This is a genomic window from Ruegeria denitrificans (assembly GCF_001458295.1).
Taxonomy (GTDB): Bacteria; Pseudomonadota; Alphaproteobacteria; order Rhodobacterales; family Rhodobacteraceae; genus Ruegeria; species Ruegeria denitrificans.
Genome location: NZ_CYUD01000013.1, coordinates 76,332 through 93,958 on the forward strand (window position 1 = coordinate 76,332; position 17,627 = coordinate 93,958).

At 58.6% G+C, this 17,627-nt stretch carries 16 protein-coding genes; 6 read left to right on the forward strand and 10 right to left on the reverse strand.

The features are described 5' to 3' along the window. Window positions 1–44: 44 nt before the first annotated feature. From trxA to regB, 8 genes are all read right to left on the reverse strand, one after another. Window positions 45–416, reverse strand: a complete 372-nt coding sequence (gene trxA, locus RUE5091_RS18125) for a thioredoxin (protein ID WP_226689009.1) — start codon at window positions 414–416, stop codon at window positions 45–47. A gap of 9 nt (window positions 417–425) precedes the next feature. Further along, window positions 426–3,785 carry a double-strand break repair helicase AddA gene (gene addA / locus RUE5091_RS18130; RefSeq protein WP_058283410.1) on the reverse strand — a complete coding sequence of 1,120 codons (3,360 nt, stop codon included), beginning with the start codon at window positions 3,783–3,785 and terminating at the stop codon, window positions 426–428. Beyond that, window positions 3,782–6,709: a double-strand break repair protein AddB gene (gene addB, locus RUE5091_RS18135; RefSeq protein WP_058283355.1), complete on the reverse strand. Its 2,928-nt coding sequence runs from the start codon at window positions 6,707–6,709 to the stop codon at window positions 3,782–3,784. Before addB ends, addA begins: the two co-directional genes overlap by 4 nt. Beyond that, complete coding sequence (locus tag RUE5091_RS18140; protein ID WP_058283356.1) at window positions 6,702–7,388, reverse strand: nucleotidyltransferase family protein; 687 nt, start codon at window positions 7,386–7,388, stop codon at window positions 6,702–6,704. Before RUE5091_RS18140 ends, addB begins: the two co-directional genes overlap by 8 nt. Further along, on the reverse strand, window positions 7,385–8,389 hold the full coding sequence (locus RUE5091_RS18145; RefSeq protein WP_058283357.1) for an aminoglycoside phosphotransferase family protein: 1,005 nt from the start codon (window positions 8,387–8,389) through the stop codon (window positions 7,385–7,387). Before RUE5091_RS18145 ends, RUE5091_RS18140 begins: the two co-directional genes overlap by 4 nt. Further along, window positions 8,386–8,859, reverse strand: a complete 474-nt coding sequence (tsaE, locus tag RUE5091_RS18150) for a tRNA (adenosine(37)-N6)-threonylcarbamoyltransferase complex ATPase subunit type 1 TsaE (RefSeq protein ID WP_058283358.1) — start codon at window positions 8,857–8,859, stop codon at window positions 8,386–8,388. Before tsaE ends, RUE5091_RS18145 begins: the two co-directional genes overlap by 4 nt. 41 nt (window positions 8,860–8,900) lie before the next feature. Beyond that, entirely contained in the window at window positions 8,901–10,406 is a 1,506-nt protein-coding gene (locus RUE5091_RS18155; protein ID WP_058283359.1) for a PAS-domain containing protein, read from the reverse strand. 62 nt (window positions 10,407–10,468) lie between these two features. Continuing rightward, window positions 10,469–11,866: a sensor histidine kinase RegB gene (regB, locus tag RUE5091_RS18160; protein ID WP_058283360.1), complete on the reverse strand. Its 1,398-nt coding sequence runs from the start codon at window positions 11,864–11,866 to the stop codon at window positions 10,469–10,471. A gap of 92 nt (window positions 11,867–11,958) precedes the next feature. Here regB and RUE5091_RS18165 point away from each other — a divergent pair, with 92 nt between their 5' ends. After that, a complete protein-coding gene (locus RUE5091_RS18165; RefSeq protein ID WP_058283411.1) occupies window positions 11,959–12,579 on the forward strand; it encodes an SCO family protein in 621 nt (206 codons plus the stop codon). A gap of 85 nt (window positions 12,580–12,664) precedes the next feature. Next, window positions 12,665–13,219: an ActR/PrrA/RegA family redox response regulator transcription factor gene (locus tag RUE5091_RS18170; protein WP_058283361.1), complete on the forward strand. Its 555-nt coding sequence runs from the start codon at window positions 12,665–12,667 to the stop codon at window positions 13,217–13,219. Window positions 13,220–13,230: 11 nt separating this feature from the next. Here RUE5091_RS18170 and RUE5091_RS18175 read toward each other — a convergent pair whose 3' ends face one another. Continuing rightward, window positions 13,231–13,554, reverse strand: coding sequence for a hypothetical protein (locus RUE5091_RS18175; RefSeq protein WP_131726333.1), 324 nt, complete (start codon window positions 13,552–13,554; stop codon window positions 13,231–13,233). A 91-nt stretch (window positions 13,555–13,645) separates the two neighbouring features. Beyond that, a complete protein-coding gene (locus RUE5091_RS18180) occupies window positions 13,646–14,239 on the reverse strand; it encodes an HD domain-containing protein (RefSeq protein WP_058283363.1) in 594 nt (197 codons plus the stop codon). Between the two features lie 205 nt (window positions 14,240–14,444). Between RUE5091_RS18180 and RUE5091_RS18185 the strand changes: the two genes are divergently transcribed. From RUE5091_RS18185 to RUE5091_RS18200, 4 genes are all read left to right on the forward strand, one after another. Continuing rightward, the gene (locus tag RUE5091_RS18185) at window positions 14,445–14,759 is read left to right on the forward strand and encodes a hypothetical protein (RefSeq protein ID WP_058283364.1); all 315 of its coding nucleotides are present in this window, start codon (window positions 14,445–14,447) and stop codon (window positions 14,757–14,759) included. Between the two features lie 99 nt (window positions 14,760–14,858). After that, window positions 14,859–16,247, forward strand: a complete 1,389-nt coding sequence (gene ahcY, locus RUE5091_RS18190; protein ID WP_058283412.1) for an adenosylhomocysteinase — start codon at window positions 14,859–14,861, stop codon at window positions 16,245–16,247. 13 nt (window positions 16,248–16,260) lie between these two features. Beyond that, window positions 16,261–17,010 (forward strand): extensin-like domain-containing protein, encoded by a 750-nt coding sequence (locus RUE5091_RS18195; protein ID WP_058283365.1) that lies wholly within the window; start codon window positions 16,261–16,263, stop codon window positions 17,008–17,010. 144 nt (window positions 17,011–17,154) lie between these two features. Further along, window positions 17,155–17,496 (forward strand): DUF2853 family protein, encoded by a 342-nt coding sequence (locus tag RUE5091_RS18200; RefSeq protein WP_058283366.1) that lies wholly within the window; start codon window positions 17,155–17,157, stop codon window positions 17,494–17,496. Window positions 17,497–17,627: the final 131 nt, after the last annotated feature.

A 17,627-nucleotide genomic window follows, 5' to 3' on the forward strand; every position in this document is an offset into this window, starting at 1 on the left:
CGCCCGGTTCAAGGCGCCTTTGATGTCTTGCTGATCATATTGGATCAGATGGACTCGTCGATCCAGCTTTGCAGTGCTGCTTTCGGAGCCGCGCCTGCGCGGTTCGAGACAACCTGACCGTCCTTGAAGATGAACAGGGCCGGAATACCGCGCACGCCCATGGCGGCGGCGGCGTTTGGGTTGCTGTCCACGTCAACCTTGGCGATTTTCACCTTGTCGCCGTATTCAGCGGCCAGCTCTTCCAAGGCGGGGCCGATCTGCTTACAGGGGCCACACCACTCGGCCCAGAAATCGACAACAACGGGGATGTCGGAATTCTTAACCTCGGCGTCAAAGGTATCGTCGGTCACGGCTACGGTCGACATATTCTGTCTCCTGAATGGGGTAAACTCGGGAACAGAACGTAGGGTCGGCACCGCCCAAGGTCAAGATATCTGGGTGCGGGCCAATGCATCCGTCACAAGATCGTGTGGCAACCACATCAGATCGGCAGTACGCGTCCACAGGATTGCCGAGCGGATTTCGCGACCGGGATAGATCTGCGCCAGCGCCTGCGTATAGGCCCCCATCTGCCGCAACAGACCTTCGGGGCAGGCCGCCGGGTTGCTGGGAACTGTAGTATTTGATTTGAAATCAATCACCTGCACATCCGTCTCGGTCACGATCAGACGGTCGATCACCCCGTGCATGCGCCGCCCGTTCAGATCGGCTGTCACTGGTACCTCGGCCAGTGTGTTTTTGGCGAACACGAATTTCAGATGGTCAGCCGCCAGAACGGCTTGCGCCTCATCCAGCAGTTCCTGCCGGTCAGGTTGTTGCATATCAGGTAGAACCCGGGCGCAAAGCTGCGGACAATTCTTTGGCGCAACGGATGGTAAGTGTTCCAATAACAGGTGCAGGCGCGTGCCACGCAGTTTGGCGGCCTCTTCATCCTGGCCGGTATCTCCGGGCAACGCTTTGGCCCCACCTATATCAGACGGGCTGAGCGTTTCGGGTGCCTGTTCCGGCACGGACACTGGGGACAGAAACTGGTTGGGCAGCTTCGTCGCTGCAATCTCATGCTCCACATGTTCGACATGAGGTAACGCGTCCCAATCTGAATGCGAAAGACGCAGGGCTTCCGAGCCAGGGACCTGTGTGGCCCCTGCCCGTGCCATCGCAGCCTCGACCATCTGGTACCAGCTGGTTCCGTCTTTGCCGACATCCCCTGCGGCACGGACGATTAACCACTTTTCGGCCCGCGTTAGAGCCACATACAGCAGTCGAAGCCGTTCATTTTCTTCCCGCGCCCGTGCCTCGGCCCGTGCCTGGGCGATCAAGGCTGGCGAGGCGTCCGCGGGCACTTTCCACAGCGGTGTGCCCTCGCCCACCATGATCTCGGCATCGCGCGGGGCTTGTCGCTTGCCGGTATCCGGCAGGATCACGATTGGGGCCTCAAGCCCTTTGGAGCCATGCACCGTCATCACGCGGATCATGTTGCCGACACCGCTCATCTGCCGTTTGATTTCCAGATCGTCGGTTTGCATCCAGACCAGAAACCCGGTCAAGCTGGGAATATCGGTGCGCTCATAAGCCAGTGCCTGTGAGAGCAGTGCGTTGATTCCATCCTCAGCCTCGGCCCCCAGTCGACCCAATAGTTTACGCCGCCCATCATGCCGGGTCAGAATGCGTTCGATCAGGTCATAAGGGCGCAGAAAGTCGATCTGGCCGCGCAGATCGTTGAGGATGCCCAGAGTTTCGGGGAACTCCTCGGCCCGCTGACGCAGGGCGGCCCACAGGAATAGTTCCTGTCGCTTGTGCGCCAGATCGAACAGTTGCTGCTCGCTCCACCCGAACAGGGGTGATTTCAGCACGGTGGCCAGTGACAGGCTGTCCTCGGGCGTGGCCAGAAAGCTCAACAGCGCCGCCAGATCCTTGACCGCTAGTTCCGCGCCCACTTTCAAACGGTCGGCCCCGGCAATGGGCAAGCCTTCGGCTTTGCAGGCGCGGATGATCTCGGCAAACAGGTCCGAGCGGCGCTGGACGAGGATAAGAAGATCTCCCGGCTTTACCTTGCGCCGCACAAAAGTGCCGGGCGTGTCGCCATCCTCGGGGATCGTTTCGCCGGTTTCGATCATGGTTTTGATCGAGCGGGCCACCTTCTCGGCCAGAATGACAGTGTGATGCCGCGCGCCGGGACGGTCCACCGGATCGGTCCAATCGCCATCATCGTCTTCGTCAACCTTTTCAACCGCCGGCCACAAATCAACGCGCCCCGGCAAATCGGCCTTAAATGCGCGGTGCAGGCTGTCTTTGTGAAACCCGGCCTCGGCACGGTTTTCGAACAGGATATCGACCAGCGAGAGGATCGCACTGGAGGATCGGAATGAGTATTCCAGCGTCGAATCCCACAGTTTAGAGCCTGATTCTGATAATCTGCGCCCAAATTCCTGCTGCATCCGGTCAAAGGCTTGCGGGTCGGCTCCTTGAAAGGAATAGATCGACTGTTTCTTATCGCCGACCACGAAGATGGTCCGCTCGACGCCAGATCGGGCCCCTTCCCCGCTGGTGAACTCCTGCGCCAGCTTTTCAACCACGTCCCATTGGTCGGGGCTGGTATCCTGCGCCTCGTCCACCAGAATGTGGTCGATGCCGCCATCCAGCCGGTACAACACCCATTCCGCCACCGCCGGGTCATTTAGCACTTGCCGAGCCCGCAGGATCAGATCATCGAAATCCAGCCAACCTCGCAACTGCTTGCGGCGTTCGTATTCTGGTAGGAAGGCCGCGGCAAAGCGGTGCAGAACATGCGTCTTACGCGCCGCAACCAGCGCCAGTCGGTTTTCGCGTGCGGCCTCGATCCGTAGCATGAGAGCTTCCAGCTGCGGCATATGACCAGCTAGGGTGCCTTCGCGCAGGGCTTTGGTGGGGAAACTGTTGATCTTGGCGGTAAAGGGCTCTTTGGCGGACTTTCCCGTTAGAAACACACTTTCCAATAGGGGTAGATTGCCAATACGCGCCTCGGCAAATCCTGCCAGCTTGGAGGCAGCCTTAGCGTTGTTGCCGCCGCTTTCGGTCAGCGCAGGCAGGATCGCGCGGATTAGGTCAACCTCGTCCCCCATAAACACGCGGGCCTGCAGAGCGATTTCGTCAAACCCGTCAGGCAGATCGAAGCGATGCAGCAGATCGGCCCACCCCGACGGCTGCGCGAATAGGTTGCGTTTATGCGTTACGGCGGCGGTCAGGTTGTCAAAGCCGGTATCGGTGATGAACCGGGCAACATCTTCGATCAGGCTGGCCTGCGGACCTTCGGCAAAATCCTCGACGATCTCTTCGCGCAGCAGGGTCGCGGCCCGGTCCTCCATTTCCGAGAATTGCGGGCTGACTCCGGCCTCTAGCGGAAAACGCCGCAGCAGCGACGCGCAGAATGAGTGGATCGTTTGGATTTTCAATCCGCCTGGCGTCTCAATAGCGCGGGCAAACAGGGTGCGGGCTTGCGCCAGCCGGTCAGGGTCGATCACGCCCGGTACGCCCAGTTCAACCAATTCGTTCTGAAGATCACCATTGTCCAACATGGCCCATTTTCCCAATCGTTTGAACAACCGGTTCTGCATCTCGCTGGCGGCGGCCTTGGTGTAGGTCAGGCAGAGGATATGCTGCGGCTGCACTCCACCCAGCAGCAAGCGTGCCACCCGGTCGGTCAGAACCCGCGTCTTGCCCGACCCCGCATTGGCCGCCAGCCAGGTCGAGGCGTCCGGCCGCGCCGCCTGCACCTGCCGTTCGGTTGCATCATTGCGGGCGTTCATTTCAGCACCACTGGCGTTGTTTCGTCGGTGCGGTCCCATTCACCGAACCGGGCCAGATGGTCATAGTCGCCGATATCCGTGTCTTTGTGCAGCATGCGGCGGGCGGTGAAGCCCTGATCAGGCTCTAAATAAGCAGAAATGAGCTCCTTTAATTCGGCAAGGACCTTGTCTGGGGGTTCCTTGGACAGTGGGGCCGCGACCTCTTTGTACGTGCCGCCCATGCCAACAAAGACAGCTTCGGCCACCGGCAGCGGATCAATCCCTTCGATAGCACCTTGCTCGGCCATAGCAGCCTCGATCAATAGCTGTTTGTCAAACTTGGCCTGCTGGCTTTCGGTCGGAGGCGTGCCGGTCTTGTAGTCCACAATCCGCAGTGCACCGCGGCTGTTGCGGTCGATCCGGTCGGCGCGGCCCGCGATGGTGAAATCCAGCGGGGACAGCACCAGTTTCATCGCCGCTTCAAAAGCCACTGGCCCGCCATCACCACGCCGGACGGTTTCAGCGTTCAGGAAGTCATCGGCAATTCGTTCAAGCCGCGCCAGCCACAATTTGCGCGCGGTGGGCCACGCAACATACTGATCCAGCAGGGTTTTGGCCCGTTTCAGGAAATTTTCGCGGGTCAGCAAGGCGCTATCCAGCACGCTGTCCTTGACGAAATGTTCGAGGATTTCGTGAATGACGATCCCGCGCAGTAGTGCGTCTGGTGCTTGTACCAAGGGATCCAGCGGCCGCAGGCGCAATACGTGTTTGGCGTAGACGGAATAGGGATCACGGATCAGACGTTTGATCTCGGTCACACTCAGACGGCGTGGGCGTGCGGCAACCGGCGGGCGCGGTGACGGGCGTGCGGCGGGTTCGATCCTCGGCGCGACCTCAAGCTGTTCCGACCAGCGCAGCCATTGCTGTCCGCGTGCGCGCATTGCGGAAAGGGCGTCGCGACCACCCTGCCCCGGCAAGCCCTGCAACAGGTTCGTCATGCGGTTCAGCCAACGAGACGGCACGGTTTCGGCATCATCGGATCGGGTTGCCCGGGTCAGCCAGACCTCGGGTGCGCCGATGGCTTGTTGGAAATCATGTGCCGAAAGTCCGATCCGACGTTCGGGCAGCAGTAACCCCGCCTTGTCACGCATCTGTCGGTTCAACCAAGGGTCTGGTGCTGCGGCCTCGGGCCAACTGCCTTCGTTCAAGCCACCCAGAATCAGCAGATCAGCCCCCTGAACCCGTGCTTCGAGTGTTCCCCAGATCATGATATGCGGATGCGGGGCATCGCGGTCGCGGACCTCTTCACCCGCCAGCAGCGCGCCGAGCAGATCAGCGAAATCATGGGCGGTCATCGGGCCACCATGTTGAGCCTCTTCCTCAAGTGCGGTCAGAACCGACAACGCTTTTTGGCCCGCATTCTTGTCCCACAATGTTCCGGCGTCGCCTTGACTGCCGACCGAGATTGCCTCGGCTAGGTTCCGCAGGCGGGTCACCCAATCGGACAGGGGCTGCTCACCTGTCACGTGTTGATTGCAGAACTGTGTGGTTAGCCAGCGCATCCAACCCTCGGGCACTTCTTTGCGGATAGCAAATGCCGTCAGGCTGGCGCTGTCGGTGAACGGAGGACCGTGACGCCGCAAATCCATCTCCAGATCGCGGGTGTGCAGCAGATGTGCACCGCGATCCCCGCCGTCGTGGCACAGCGGGTGTTTCAGTAGGGTCAGCAGTGCCTCACATTCAAGCTGCCGGGTGAACAGCCCTGCCACATGGCGCAGAAACCGGCCCGGAGGTGATAGCTGCAAGGGCAAACCTGCACTGTCGTCCGGCAGGATGTTCCACCGATCCAATGCGGCGCTGACCTGACGGGTCAGCATCCGGTCAGGCGTGATCAGCGCGGCGGTCTGGCCGGTTTCGGCCGCTTCGCGCAGACGTAAAGCGATGGCCAACGCCTCGGCACGGGGGGATTGCGCTTCGATCAGGGTAAGGTCTTTGGTAGCGCCGTCCAGATCTGTCAACTGGGGGCCTTCGGACATCCAGGCATCAGTGATCGGCGCTGGGCGTAAAGCAAGTGAAATCAGACGATTACGGGTAGGGGATGGGGCAGGGTTGTCGGTCCATTTTTCGATCTGCCCCGGCCGTAATTCAAGCCGGGTCATCAGCTTGCGGAACCGGAATTGCGGATGGTCTTCCGAGGTCAGCGCATCTTCCAGCACCTGCCAGACGTGATCTGGCTGGTCGAAATCGTACCCGGGCAGGATCAGCGCGCCTTGCGGCAGTCGGGCCACGGCCTCCATCAGCATCAGCGTTGTACCGCGTGACCCGGTTGAGCCCGCAAGAATCACGGGATGCTGCGGGGGCGCAACCTGCCAGCGATCAATCAGGTTTTCCACCACACGCCGTTGCCGTGCCTGCGCGTCCAACGCATCGGGACCCGAGTCAATGAAATGATCGGCAATCCCGATAAATGCCTGCGCCCGCGCCCAGTGGCCGGACATGTCGCTGACATCCAGCTGCCGAATTGCGTCGGGTGAAACGCCTTCGCCCTGCATTTCGTCAATCAACGCTGCCAAACTGTCGGACAGATCGAACAGCGAAGACCGCGCAGCCAGATCAGGCTGTTGTTCCAACAGCTTGGCAATCAGTTGGGTCAGCTCCAGCCTGCGCCGCAATGCGGGGATGGCGGGCGGAGTTTGCGCCAGATCAACGCTTTCGCCCAGATCAGTGACCAGCGACAGGCGCGGCAGCAGGCAGGCCGGACCCTGATCGAACAATTCGCGCACCCGGCGGGCCATACGGCGCGTGTTGACGACCAATTGAACCCGGGCCAAGGTCTCAGGCGGATGGTCGTCGGAACGGCGGCGCAGGCCTTCGACCAGAGCCCTTGGAAAATCCGTTCCCGGGGGCACGGCGAAGACGCGGGGCACGCGGCTGGGTTTAAACATCGGCAATCAACTCTTCAGCCATTGCGACCCCTTCGGGGCGACCTACGTCACACCAGCGGCCGGGATAGATGGTCGCGAACAGGCGGCCCAGTTCGTGCATCTGATCCCACAGCAGATTCAGCGAGAACGCCTGTTCTGATATCGCCGCCAGCCCGTCGGTCTTGACGATCTGTGCCCCTCCATAAACCAATCCGGGGCCGCGGGAGATCCGGCCCTCGGCATTTGTGGTGAAATCACCTGATCCCGCATGTCCGACAGTCTGGGCGATGGGGACACACATAAGCAGCGCATCCATACGATCGGGGTTCCACGCCTTGCGCAATAGGGTCAGAGGGTTCGGCCCGGACCAGATTGCATCTGTGTTCAGGGTAAAGACCGGACCCGGCCCCAAAAGGGGCAAAGCAGCGCGCAGCCCGCCGCCGGTTTCCAATATTTCAGGCTCTTCACGGGACATCAAAACTCCCTTGGGGGCCAGATGCGTTGCAAGCTGATCGGGTAGATAATGCAGGTTGGCAACCACGCGATCAGCGCGCAAATCGTCGGTCAAATCCAGTGCGTGGTCGATCAGCGGGCGGCCCGCGACCTCGATCAGGGGTTTGGGCCGGTCTTTGGTCAATGCGCCCATACGGGTGCCAAACCCGGCGGCAAATAGCATCACGGCATCGGGACGTCGGGTCATGTCTGTCTGAGCCTGTCCAGGTTTTCCGGCGTTGGAGCGGGCAGGGCACCGCGCAACAGATCGGCCACGGTGACCAGCGCAGGGTGGTTCAGATCGCGCATCAGATGCGCCCACGTGGCCGGGATCAAATCAATGTATTGCGGTTTGCCATAATCCGTTGCCAATCGGGCAAACACGCCCAGAATGCGCAGGTTTCTTTGGGTGCCCAACACCGCATAGGCGCAGCGAAAATCATGATCATTCACCCCGGTTGCGGTGATATATCGGTTAACCATCCGCATCTCGGTGCCCGGTGCGACATCGCGGCGTACATCCTGCAGCATCGAAACAAGGTCATAGGCCGGATGGCCCAGCATTGCGGTCTGGAAATCCAGTAGGCCCACCTGCTTTACCCCGTCGCGCTCCGGCAGCCAGATCATATTTTCCGCATGGTAATCGCGTTGGATGACCACTTTGCGGCCCGAGGTTTCGCGGTGCAGAATGTCCGCGAAGCGATTTTCAAACCGCACCCGCGCGTCTGCGTCATGTTCCCCCAATACCGCCTGTGCGTATTTGGTGAAGGACAGCGCAGCCAGTTCGGTCATCAGGGTCGGGTCATAAGACGGCAGCGAAAGGGTAGGTGCCTTATGCAGTTCGATCAGGACATCGGTTGCGGCCTCGTACAGCTCGCGCTCGAATTGCGGGGACTGTTTCAGGACGAGAGCGAACAGATCATCGCCCAGATCCTCCAGCAACAGAAAGCCGAATTCTGTGTCCTCGGCGTAGATTTCCGGCGCGCTGAGGCCGATTTCCCGCAGATGGTTGGCCATGCGGACAAAGGCCTCGACCGGCTCTGCTTTACCCGGAGGTGAATCCATGAAAACAGCCGTGCGACCGGTATCGGGATCGGTCAAACGCTCATAACGGCGGTTCGAGGCATCCCCCGCCAGCGGCGCGCGCGTTGCGTTGGACCATGGTGTTTGTGCAATCAGCGCTTCGGCCAGCACTGCCCGGTTCGTCATGCGGCGATCTCCAGTTTTTGGGACCATTTCGGATCGGACCACGATAAGGTCAGATGACGTTGCCCCAGCGTGTTAGGGTCTGTTTTCAAGTGAAGAGTCAAGGCAGTAGCAGGGGTCAGCGGGCCCAGCTTATCTGGCCATTCAATCAGGCAGATGGCGGTGTCAAAAGCGTCAGACAGGCCCAGTTCTTCGATCTCTTCCACGGCGGTAAGCCGATACAAATCACAGTGCCATATCTCGCCGGGCGGGGTGTCATAGGCCTGTACCAACGTGAACGTGGGTGAGGGCACATCCTCGGGCACAACCAGCAGCGATTGGATCAGGCTGCGGGCGAAATGGGTCTTGCCGCTGCCGATTTCACCCTCAAGCAACAGGATGTCGCCGGGGTGCAATTCCGTACCCAGCCGTGCGGCCAGATCGGCGGTTTCTTCGGGCGAATTCAAAATGATGGAATGGGCGTGCATCGTCATGGCGCCACAATGGCCCTACGCCCGGGCGGCTGCAACCCGGTTCAGGCGCTGATTTGACGGATCGACCGGGTCGTCGGCGCATCCTCGACCGAGAACCGCACAATCGTTGCGCCGTTCTGCATGGGGCTGACCGTGCAAGCCAGATGGGTGCCATTGCGCAGCCGCAGGCCACTTGACCATTCGGCGCGGTTTTCTCGCGTTTCCACGAAATCGCGGATCTCGCCGAGGATCGGCGAAGCAACGCACTGTTCCTGCCAAGCTCGTGTCACGTCCAGCACTGAATCCGGCTCGAACCCAACCTCACCATTATCCCCCCACAACTGTTGGTAGGCGCGGTTGGTGAAGGCCAGCGTTCCGTCATCGCCAAAAACCGCGATGGCATCGGCCAGCTTGTCCAGAACCGATTGCATCAGGTCCATTTCCGAGCGGAACCGCCGGGTCAGGGTAATCTCGGCCGTGATATCTTCAAATAGAAAAGCCACAGCACCGTCAGGATGGGGTCGCCCACTGACCGAATAGACCGACCCCGAGGGCAGCGACCAAGTCTCCTGATAATTTCCGTCCTCGGCCGCTTCGAGCAGTTCGTTCATCTGATTACGCCAGCTGCGGTAATTCTTGGGTTCCGGCATCATATGCTGATCGCGTAGCCTGTCGAAAAAACTGGACAGGCTGGGTCGGCAGCTGAGGAAATCCGGGGGCAGGGTGGTCAGGTCGATCAGCGCGGGGTTGAACAGGGCCAGTTGCCGGTTGCGGTCGAAAATGGCCAGACCGATGGATAGCTGAGCAAAGGTTTTCGTCATGGTTTGCACGAATTTACGCTGAGCTGTTTCTGCAGCGACGATGGCGTTGATATCGACCGCATAACACAGGTGTCCCTCGGGGTGATCCACCAGCGTCAGATCGAACCATAGCTTGTTGTCGCTGTCTTCCGACGAGATCGAGATGCGGCTTTTTGCGCCCAGCCGCGCATCCTCATCCACACTCGGGAACATAGGTGCGGTCAGATCGGTATCCTGACCGCGTAACTTGCGTACCAGCGACACGTATGCAGCGTTGCACCAGCGCACGTTGCTTTGATGATCCAGCAACCAGACGGGATAGGGTGCCTGCTCCATCGCCAGCCGGATCGGATCCTGCGCGCCACGCTGCACCGGTGCAGGGCGGTCGGTACTGTCGCGCAGTTGCACCCGAACGATCCCGTCGATCCATTCGCACAGAACATCGCGTTCAATAGTGCAATCGATGGCAGGTATGACAAACGTACCCTCAAGCCGGACACAGTCGGGCGTTTCGGGAAAGGTTGGAAAATCCCTGTGCAACAGACGACGCAGATCGGGCCAGTCGCGGACAGCCTGAAACCCTTCCAAAGCAATGTCGGAATGGCTGATCAGCCGGTCACCATCGAACAGAAAGACCGCATCGAACAGGGACGCAGGTGAGGATAAGCCAAAATTGTCGCCCTGTTGTCGACGACGGGGCAAAAGCCATTGCACCGCCAGGCTGGCGGATACCAGGCTGATTGCGGCCAGAATGATCCAGTCGACCATGCTCTCCTCGGGTCTGACATTACCCGGGAACTATGTGCGGAAATGGTTAACGGGGTCTTAATTCAGACCTGTATGCGTTGGTTCGCGCCCGACGGAACAGGCGTGTCGCCGGTTTGCGCATCCACCAGGTTGCGCGGCCAGGAGACCCGCACAATTGCGCCCCGCCGGTCACGGTTGTCGCTCAGGTTTTGATAGGGGTCTGAACCGTTGGCGAATTTCAGCTCTGCGCCGCTGCGTTCTAGCAAGGTTTTAGCGATGAACAAACCCAACCCCATACCCTCATACCCCGGGCGTGTCCGCTGATCTGTGTCGGCCCGACGGCGGCGCATGAAAGGATCGCCGATCCGTCCGATCATCTGTGCAGGGTATCCGCGCCCGTCATCCATAATGTTGATGGTGATCTGATCGGTGGTCCATTCCGCTTCGACCCAGACGTTGGCGCGGGCAAAATCCACGGCGTTCTGGATCAGGTTGCGCAGGCCATGTATGATCTCGGGTTTGCGCAGGATCGAAGGCTGCTGCACATCGCCGTCTCCGGCTGGGCCTTCGTCAAAATGCACCACTTTGCCCCGGTGAATATGCGGCTCGGCGGCTTCATGTATCACGGTGGACAGAGGGGCCTGCCGCAGATGCAGGTCGTCTTTACCTGCCCGGCCCATATCGCGCAGAATATCGCGACAGCGGTTGGCCTGTTCGCGGATTAGGGCGGCGTCATCCTTCAGATCGGGCCGGTCATCAAGTTCTTCGATCAGTTCCGAGCTGGTCAGCTTGATCGTGGCCAGCGGCGTGCCCAGTTCATGCGCGGCGGCGGCGACCACACCGCCCAGGTCGGTCAGCTTCTGTTCGCGCGCCAGAGCCATGTGGGTGGCGGCAAGCGCCTCGGACATGGATCGAACCTCTGAGCTGACGCGGTGGGAATATGCACCAATGAACACGATGGCGATTACGATCGCAGCCCAGTTTCCGAACAACAACATATCGGGGATCAACAGCGCTTCGCCCTGATCTGTACGCAACGGCAGATGAAACTCGGCCAGCAAGGAGGCCACAACAATCGCAACCCCGCCCACGATCAGGGTTGAACGGGTGCTCATCACATTGGCGGAAATCGTCACTGGCCCCAGCAGTAGCAAGGCAAACGGATTGTTCAGACCGCCAGTCAGATACAGCAGAATGGCCAACTGCAGCAGGTCGAATAGAACCATCAGGAAGTTCTCAAACTCGGTCAGGCGCTTGTTTTGCGGGAACAGCAGAATGGCCGTCATGTTGCCCATGACCGAAACGCCGATGGCCAGGTAACACAGTGCCAGTTCCAGCCGCACGTCAAAATACTGCTGCGCCACTGTAATGGCTGTGAACTGGCCGATGATAGCCACCCAGCGCAACAGGATCAGCGTGCGCAGGCGAATCCAGCTGCTGCTTTCCTGACCGCGCCACAATGTGATGTTGGAATTTGCCATCGGTCTATTTTGTCCTGTTGCATCGGCTGATCATCTTGATAGGTGTCCCGGCGGAAACGATCAACAACCCCTCTCAGTTCAGGATTGATGTCATGACCCGTCTTTATGCCATCCTCGCAACCGTAGTTCTGGCCGTCGGCCTGGGCGCCATGTGGCTGCTGACATTGGGGGGCCGGTCGGATGACCAGTTCGCGCAATGCCGCTCGGCGCAGATCGCAGGTGGATCAGCCGCCATTGGCGGCCCGTTCGAGTTGATCAATGGCAAGGGTGAAACGGTCACCGACAAGGACGTGATCACCGAGCCGACGCTGGTTTATTTCGGCTATACTTTCTGCCCAGATGTCTGCCCCTTTGATATGTCGCGCAACGCCGAGGCGGTGGATATTCTGGCCGAATGGGGCCAGTCGGTGACGCCACTGTTCATCTCGATCGACCCGGATCGCGACACGCCCGAAGTGATGGCGGACTATGCGTTCAACTTGGGTGGCAAAACCATCGCGCTGACCGGTTCGCCCGAGCAGGTCAAAGCTGCCAGCAAGGCCTACAAGACCTATTACAAGGCTCAGGACAAAAGCGACGAATACTATCTGGTCGATCATTCCACCTTTACCTACCTGATGACGCCCGAGCACGGATTCCTGGAATTCTTCAACCGAGACGACACAGGTGAACAGATGGCTGATAAGGTCGGGTGCTTTCTGGATCAGATATAGGGCGCACTGTCGATTTGACCTTTGGAATGGCGCTGCTATTACTCATATTTAAGCCAAAAACGTAATATTGCGGAAAGAACAGAATATGGCGGACAGCTCAGACCTCGACATCGGCCCCGATAAATCCCTGCTTTTGGTGGATGATGACGAGCCGTTTCTGAGACGTCTCGCCAAAGCCATGGAGAAGCGCGGGTTCGAGGTTGAGACCGCCGGTTCCGTCGCCGCTGGCCGCGCCATTTCCACCGCCCGTCCCCCTGCCTATGCCGTGGTCGACCTGCGGCTTGAGGATGGCAACGGCCTGGATGTGGTCGAGGTGCTGCGTGAAAAGCGCCCCGACAGCCGGGTTGTGGTTCTGACCGGATATGGTGCGATTGCCACTGCGGTAGCCGCCGTCAAGATCGGCGCGACCGACTACCTGTCAAAACCCGCAGATGCCACTGACATCACCAGCGCGCTGCTGGCCAAGGGCGACGAACTGCCCCCGCCACCGGAAAACCCCATGAGCGCGGATCGTGTGCGCTGGGAGCATATCCAGCGGGTGTATGAGCTGTGTGACCGGAATGTCAGTGAGACGGCGCGCCGCCTGAACATGCACCGCCGGACATTGCAGCGGATTTTGGCGAAACGTAGCCCGCGTTAGAGCGCTAAATTCTACGCTTTCTTTTCCCAGCCGCGTTTTACGCCAGCCAGTATAGCTGGTCCTGCTTCGGCGGTAGGTACAAATTCCATGATGTCATTGTGAAACAGTGGCCAGAATTGCGCGCAGACCTCAATAACTTCGGCTTTAGATTTTTCTTCGAGCAAAACATAGCCTTCTGTGTTGCTTATCCAGCCAGTAAATTTTACGGGCCCTTCACCTTCGACCAACTCGCTGGCGTCGCCGACCATATCGGTCCACGCTGCAATTTCACCCTCGCGGTCCTTTGGCCACGCGGCAGCTGAACAAGTAAAGTGATTAATGTAATGAGGCATCATATTTCCTCCCTATCTGAAGTGACTTGGTAATCTATGCAGCAAACCGGTCGTCGCGAACCCAATTGATCTGCTACTTATCACAAAACCTGATTCAGAGTTGAGCTATCAACACCTCATGTCGCTCGCTATAGGCCCGCCGTACGTCAACCGGCGGGCGCAAGGTAATCTCCAACCCCTCCATCACCGCCTTATCCGGACGACCAAAGAACTTTGTCGCTTCGGCCTCGGAAAACCCCGCGATCTGTGTCGCCTCCATCCAGGCGCTGATCTTGTCGGCCTTTTTGATCTGACGTTTCACCGTTTTCGGAACCGCGGCAGGTAGACCGAACCGAATGTGGATCGCCGCCGCCAGACGGTCATCCAATGCGCCGTAATCGGGGCCGACGGCGGATTTGACCGGCGAGATCATATCTCCGATCACATATTCCGGCGCATCATGTAACAATGCCGCGAGGCGCCATTTCACCGGTGCTTTGGGCGCGATCCGGCCAAAAAGTTCCTCGACCAGCAACGAATGCTCGGCCACGGAATAGGCGAAATCACCCGCTGTTTGGCCGTTCCAACGGGCCACAAAGGCCAATCCGTGGGCGATATCTTCGATTTCGATGTCTACCGGGGTAGGATCGAGCAGATCCAGCCTGCGTCCCGACAGCATCCTCTGCCATGCTCGTGCTTGTGTTGCCATTATGCCATGCCCTGTGAAGTCGCTCACGTAAGTTTCGCGTTTTTGTGGTATGATGTACCTGTCGAGATCACCAGCTGCCAACTTTTTCTTGACCAGACGTGCTTTGAATTGGCGCGTGGTGATACCGACATCAGTGCTGAGGGGGGTGCATGCTCCTCCTGGTGTGCCCCTCTCGGAACGTAACTCGTATCGAAAGGAGCTCGCTATGTTTAAGCGACTGTTTGGACTTACCCTGGCCTTTGGAATGGCCGCCACTGCCCCCCCTGCATTTGCCCAAGGTTGTGCGCAACGCGAGCATGTGATCGCCAAGCTGCAGGACAGCTATTCAGAAGAGCTGGTCTTTGGCGGATTGCAGAAAACGCGCGGTGCACAGGCGATTATGGAGGTTTGGACCTCGAAGGAAACCGGAAGCTACACGGTTCTGGTGACCCAGGCGAACGGCATTAGTTGTATTGTCGCCGTTGGCACCGATTTTTTTGAAGCGATCCCGAAGATTGCACTAAAGGGTGAACCCAGCTGATTATTGCTGCGGACTAATCTGATTTTGGCCATCTACGTTGCCACCTGCCCCAAGTGATGTTAGGGGCAGCCCGGACCGTTTACCGGAATGGAGTATATGATGGCCGGGGACTATATCGTCAAAGACATTGCGTTGGCCGGGTTTGGCCGCAAGGAGTTGGACATCGCGGAAACCGAGATGCCGGGCCTGATGGCGCTGCGCGCGGAATACGGTGACGCGAAGCCCCTCAAAGGTGCGCGGATCGTAGGTTCGCTGCACATGACCATCCAGACGGCCGTTCTGATCGAAACGCTGGTGGCGCTGGGCGCGGATGTGCGCTGGGCGTCATGCAACATCTTCTCAACCCAGGATCACGCGGCGGCGGCGATTGCCGAGGCTGGTGTGCCGGTCTTTGCCATCAAGGGCCAGACGCTGGAAGAGCATTGGGACTATCTGGACAAATCCTTCCTTTTCGAAGACGGCCCCAACATGATCCTGGACGATGGCGGTGACGCGACATTGTACATCCTGCTGGGTGCCCGTGCCGAAGCGGGTGAAGACATCATCCCTGTTCCGACGTCCGAAGAAGAAGAAGTGATCAAGGCGCAGATCGCCAAGCGCTTGGCGGCATCTCCGGGCTGGTTCACCAAGATGCGTGACCAGATTCAGGGCGTGTCCGAGGAAACCACCACCGGTGTGAACCGCCTGTATCAGCTGGTGAAAGATGGCCAGCTGCCATTCCCGGCGATCAATGTGAACGACTCAGTCACCAAGTCGAAATTCGACAACAAATACGGTTGTAAGGAATCGCTGGTCGACGGCATCCGCCGCGCCACCGACACCATGATGGCCGGTAAGGTTGCTGTTGTTTGCGGTTACGGCGACGTGGGCAAAGGCTCGGCCGCGTCGCTGCGCGGTGCAGGTGCTCGTGTGAAAGTGACCGAAGTGGACCCGATCTGCGCCCTGCAAGCCGCTATGGACGGGTTTGAAGTCACGCTGCTGGAAGACGAAGTCGACAGCGCGGATATCTTCATCACCACAACCGGCAACAAGGACGTAATCCGCATCGAGCATATGCGCGAGATGAAGGACATGGCCATCGTCGGCAATATCGGTCACTTCGACAATGAAATTCAGGTGGCCAGCCTGAAGAACCACAAATGGACCAACATCAAGGAACAGGTGGACATGATCGAGCTGCCCTCGGGCAATCGCATCATCCTGCTGTCAGAGGGCCGATTGCTGAACCTCGGCAACGCCACCGGCCACCCCTCGTTCGTGATGTCTGCTTCGTTCACCAACCAGGTTTTGGCGCAGATCGAGCTGTTCACCAAAGGTGACCAGTACAACAATGACGTCTACATCCTGCCCAAACATCTGGATGAGAAAGTCGCCCGTCTGCATCTAGACCGCATCGGTGTGAAACTGACCAAGATGGATAGCGAACAGGCGGCCTATATCGGCGTGAAACCCGAAGGTCCCTATAAGCCCGAACATTATCGTTATTGATCGCGGATCGGGTATGACAAAACGCACAGGACGCCGCCGGATTTTGCATCTGGCGGCGTCTTTGCTTTTTACGCTTGTCTCTTTGCTGATCGTCGTTGGTGGCGGCGGATGGTGGGTGTTGTCGCATCCGCAAACACCCGTGCCGTCGCATTGGAACCCTCTGCGGGAATTGACCGTCACAGCGCCGGTCACGCCAATCACGATGTATCAGCTGCACCGCGTTCTGGGGGACGAAGCTCAATGCCGGGCTGTTTTGTCTGCAGCCGGTGTTGTTTTTGAACCAATGGATGATTTGGCGATTAACCAGAACTGCGGCATTGCTGGTCGGGGTCTGTTGTCTGGTCTGACTGCGGCAAAGATAGAAGCGGTTGAAACCAGCTGCACAACAACCTTGCGGCTGGCCCTGTGGGAACATCATGTGGTGCAACCCGCCGCGCAGCAGATTCTGGGCACCGATGTGCGCGCCTTGCGCCACGTGGGTAGCTATAATTGCCGTCGGATGCGCACCGCGCAGGGGCAAGACAGCGGTTGGAGCAGTCACGCCACTGCCGACGCGATTGATATAGTCGGACTGCAATTGGGGACCGGTCGATCCCTGACATTGCTGAAAGACTGGGCTGCATCCGGACCCGAAGCGGCGTTTCTGCGCCGGATCGGCCGTGGTGCCTGCGATTGGTTTCGGGTTGTTTTAGGACCTGATTACAATCGCTTGCACGCAGATCATTTTCATCTTCAAGGTCCAGGATGGGGTTACTGTCGCTAGCTCAATCAGACTGTTCCACATTCCTGCTTTCAATAAGGGGGAGAAAAACATAATTTTTTTCCTTTCGGGCAAATCCCCGTCGCGGTTACCCTTTGGGATGACGGTAGAGTGTGCCGTTTCATCGCAATTTACGGAGACTGGGACATGGGAAAACGCGACGAGCTGATCGCCAAATACGCAGATGATCTGAAAAACAAATGCGGTATGGACCCCGATATGGATTTGCTGACAAAGGTTACCATTGGTTGCGGTCCGGCGATTTATGACGCCGACGCGTCAACCGTTGCCGCCACGCAGGAAGGTGAGCTTGAAACGGTCAAGAACAACTTCCTGATCAAAAAACTGGGCTTGTCCGATGGGCCTGATCTGATGAATGGGATTAATAAAGCGCTGGAAACATATGGTATGTCCGAGCGTAACAAGTACCGCGCCGTGGTGTATTACATGCTGACCAAACATTTCGGTAAAGAGTCGGTCTATAGCTGATCCTTTGGTCAATGGATGCCCGCCGGACCGCTGGCGGGCGTTTTCAATTTTAAATACTTGGCGATTGTAGTGATCGCCGAAAATCTATTAGTTTCAGTGTGTGACCAGGACGGTCAGAGCCAAAGATTTCC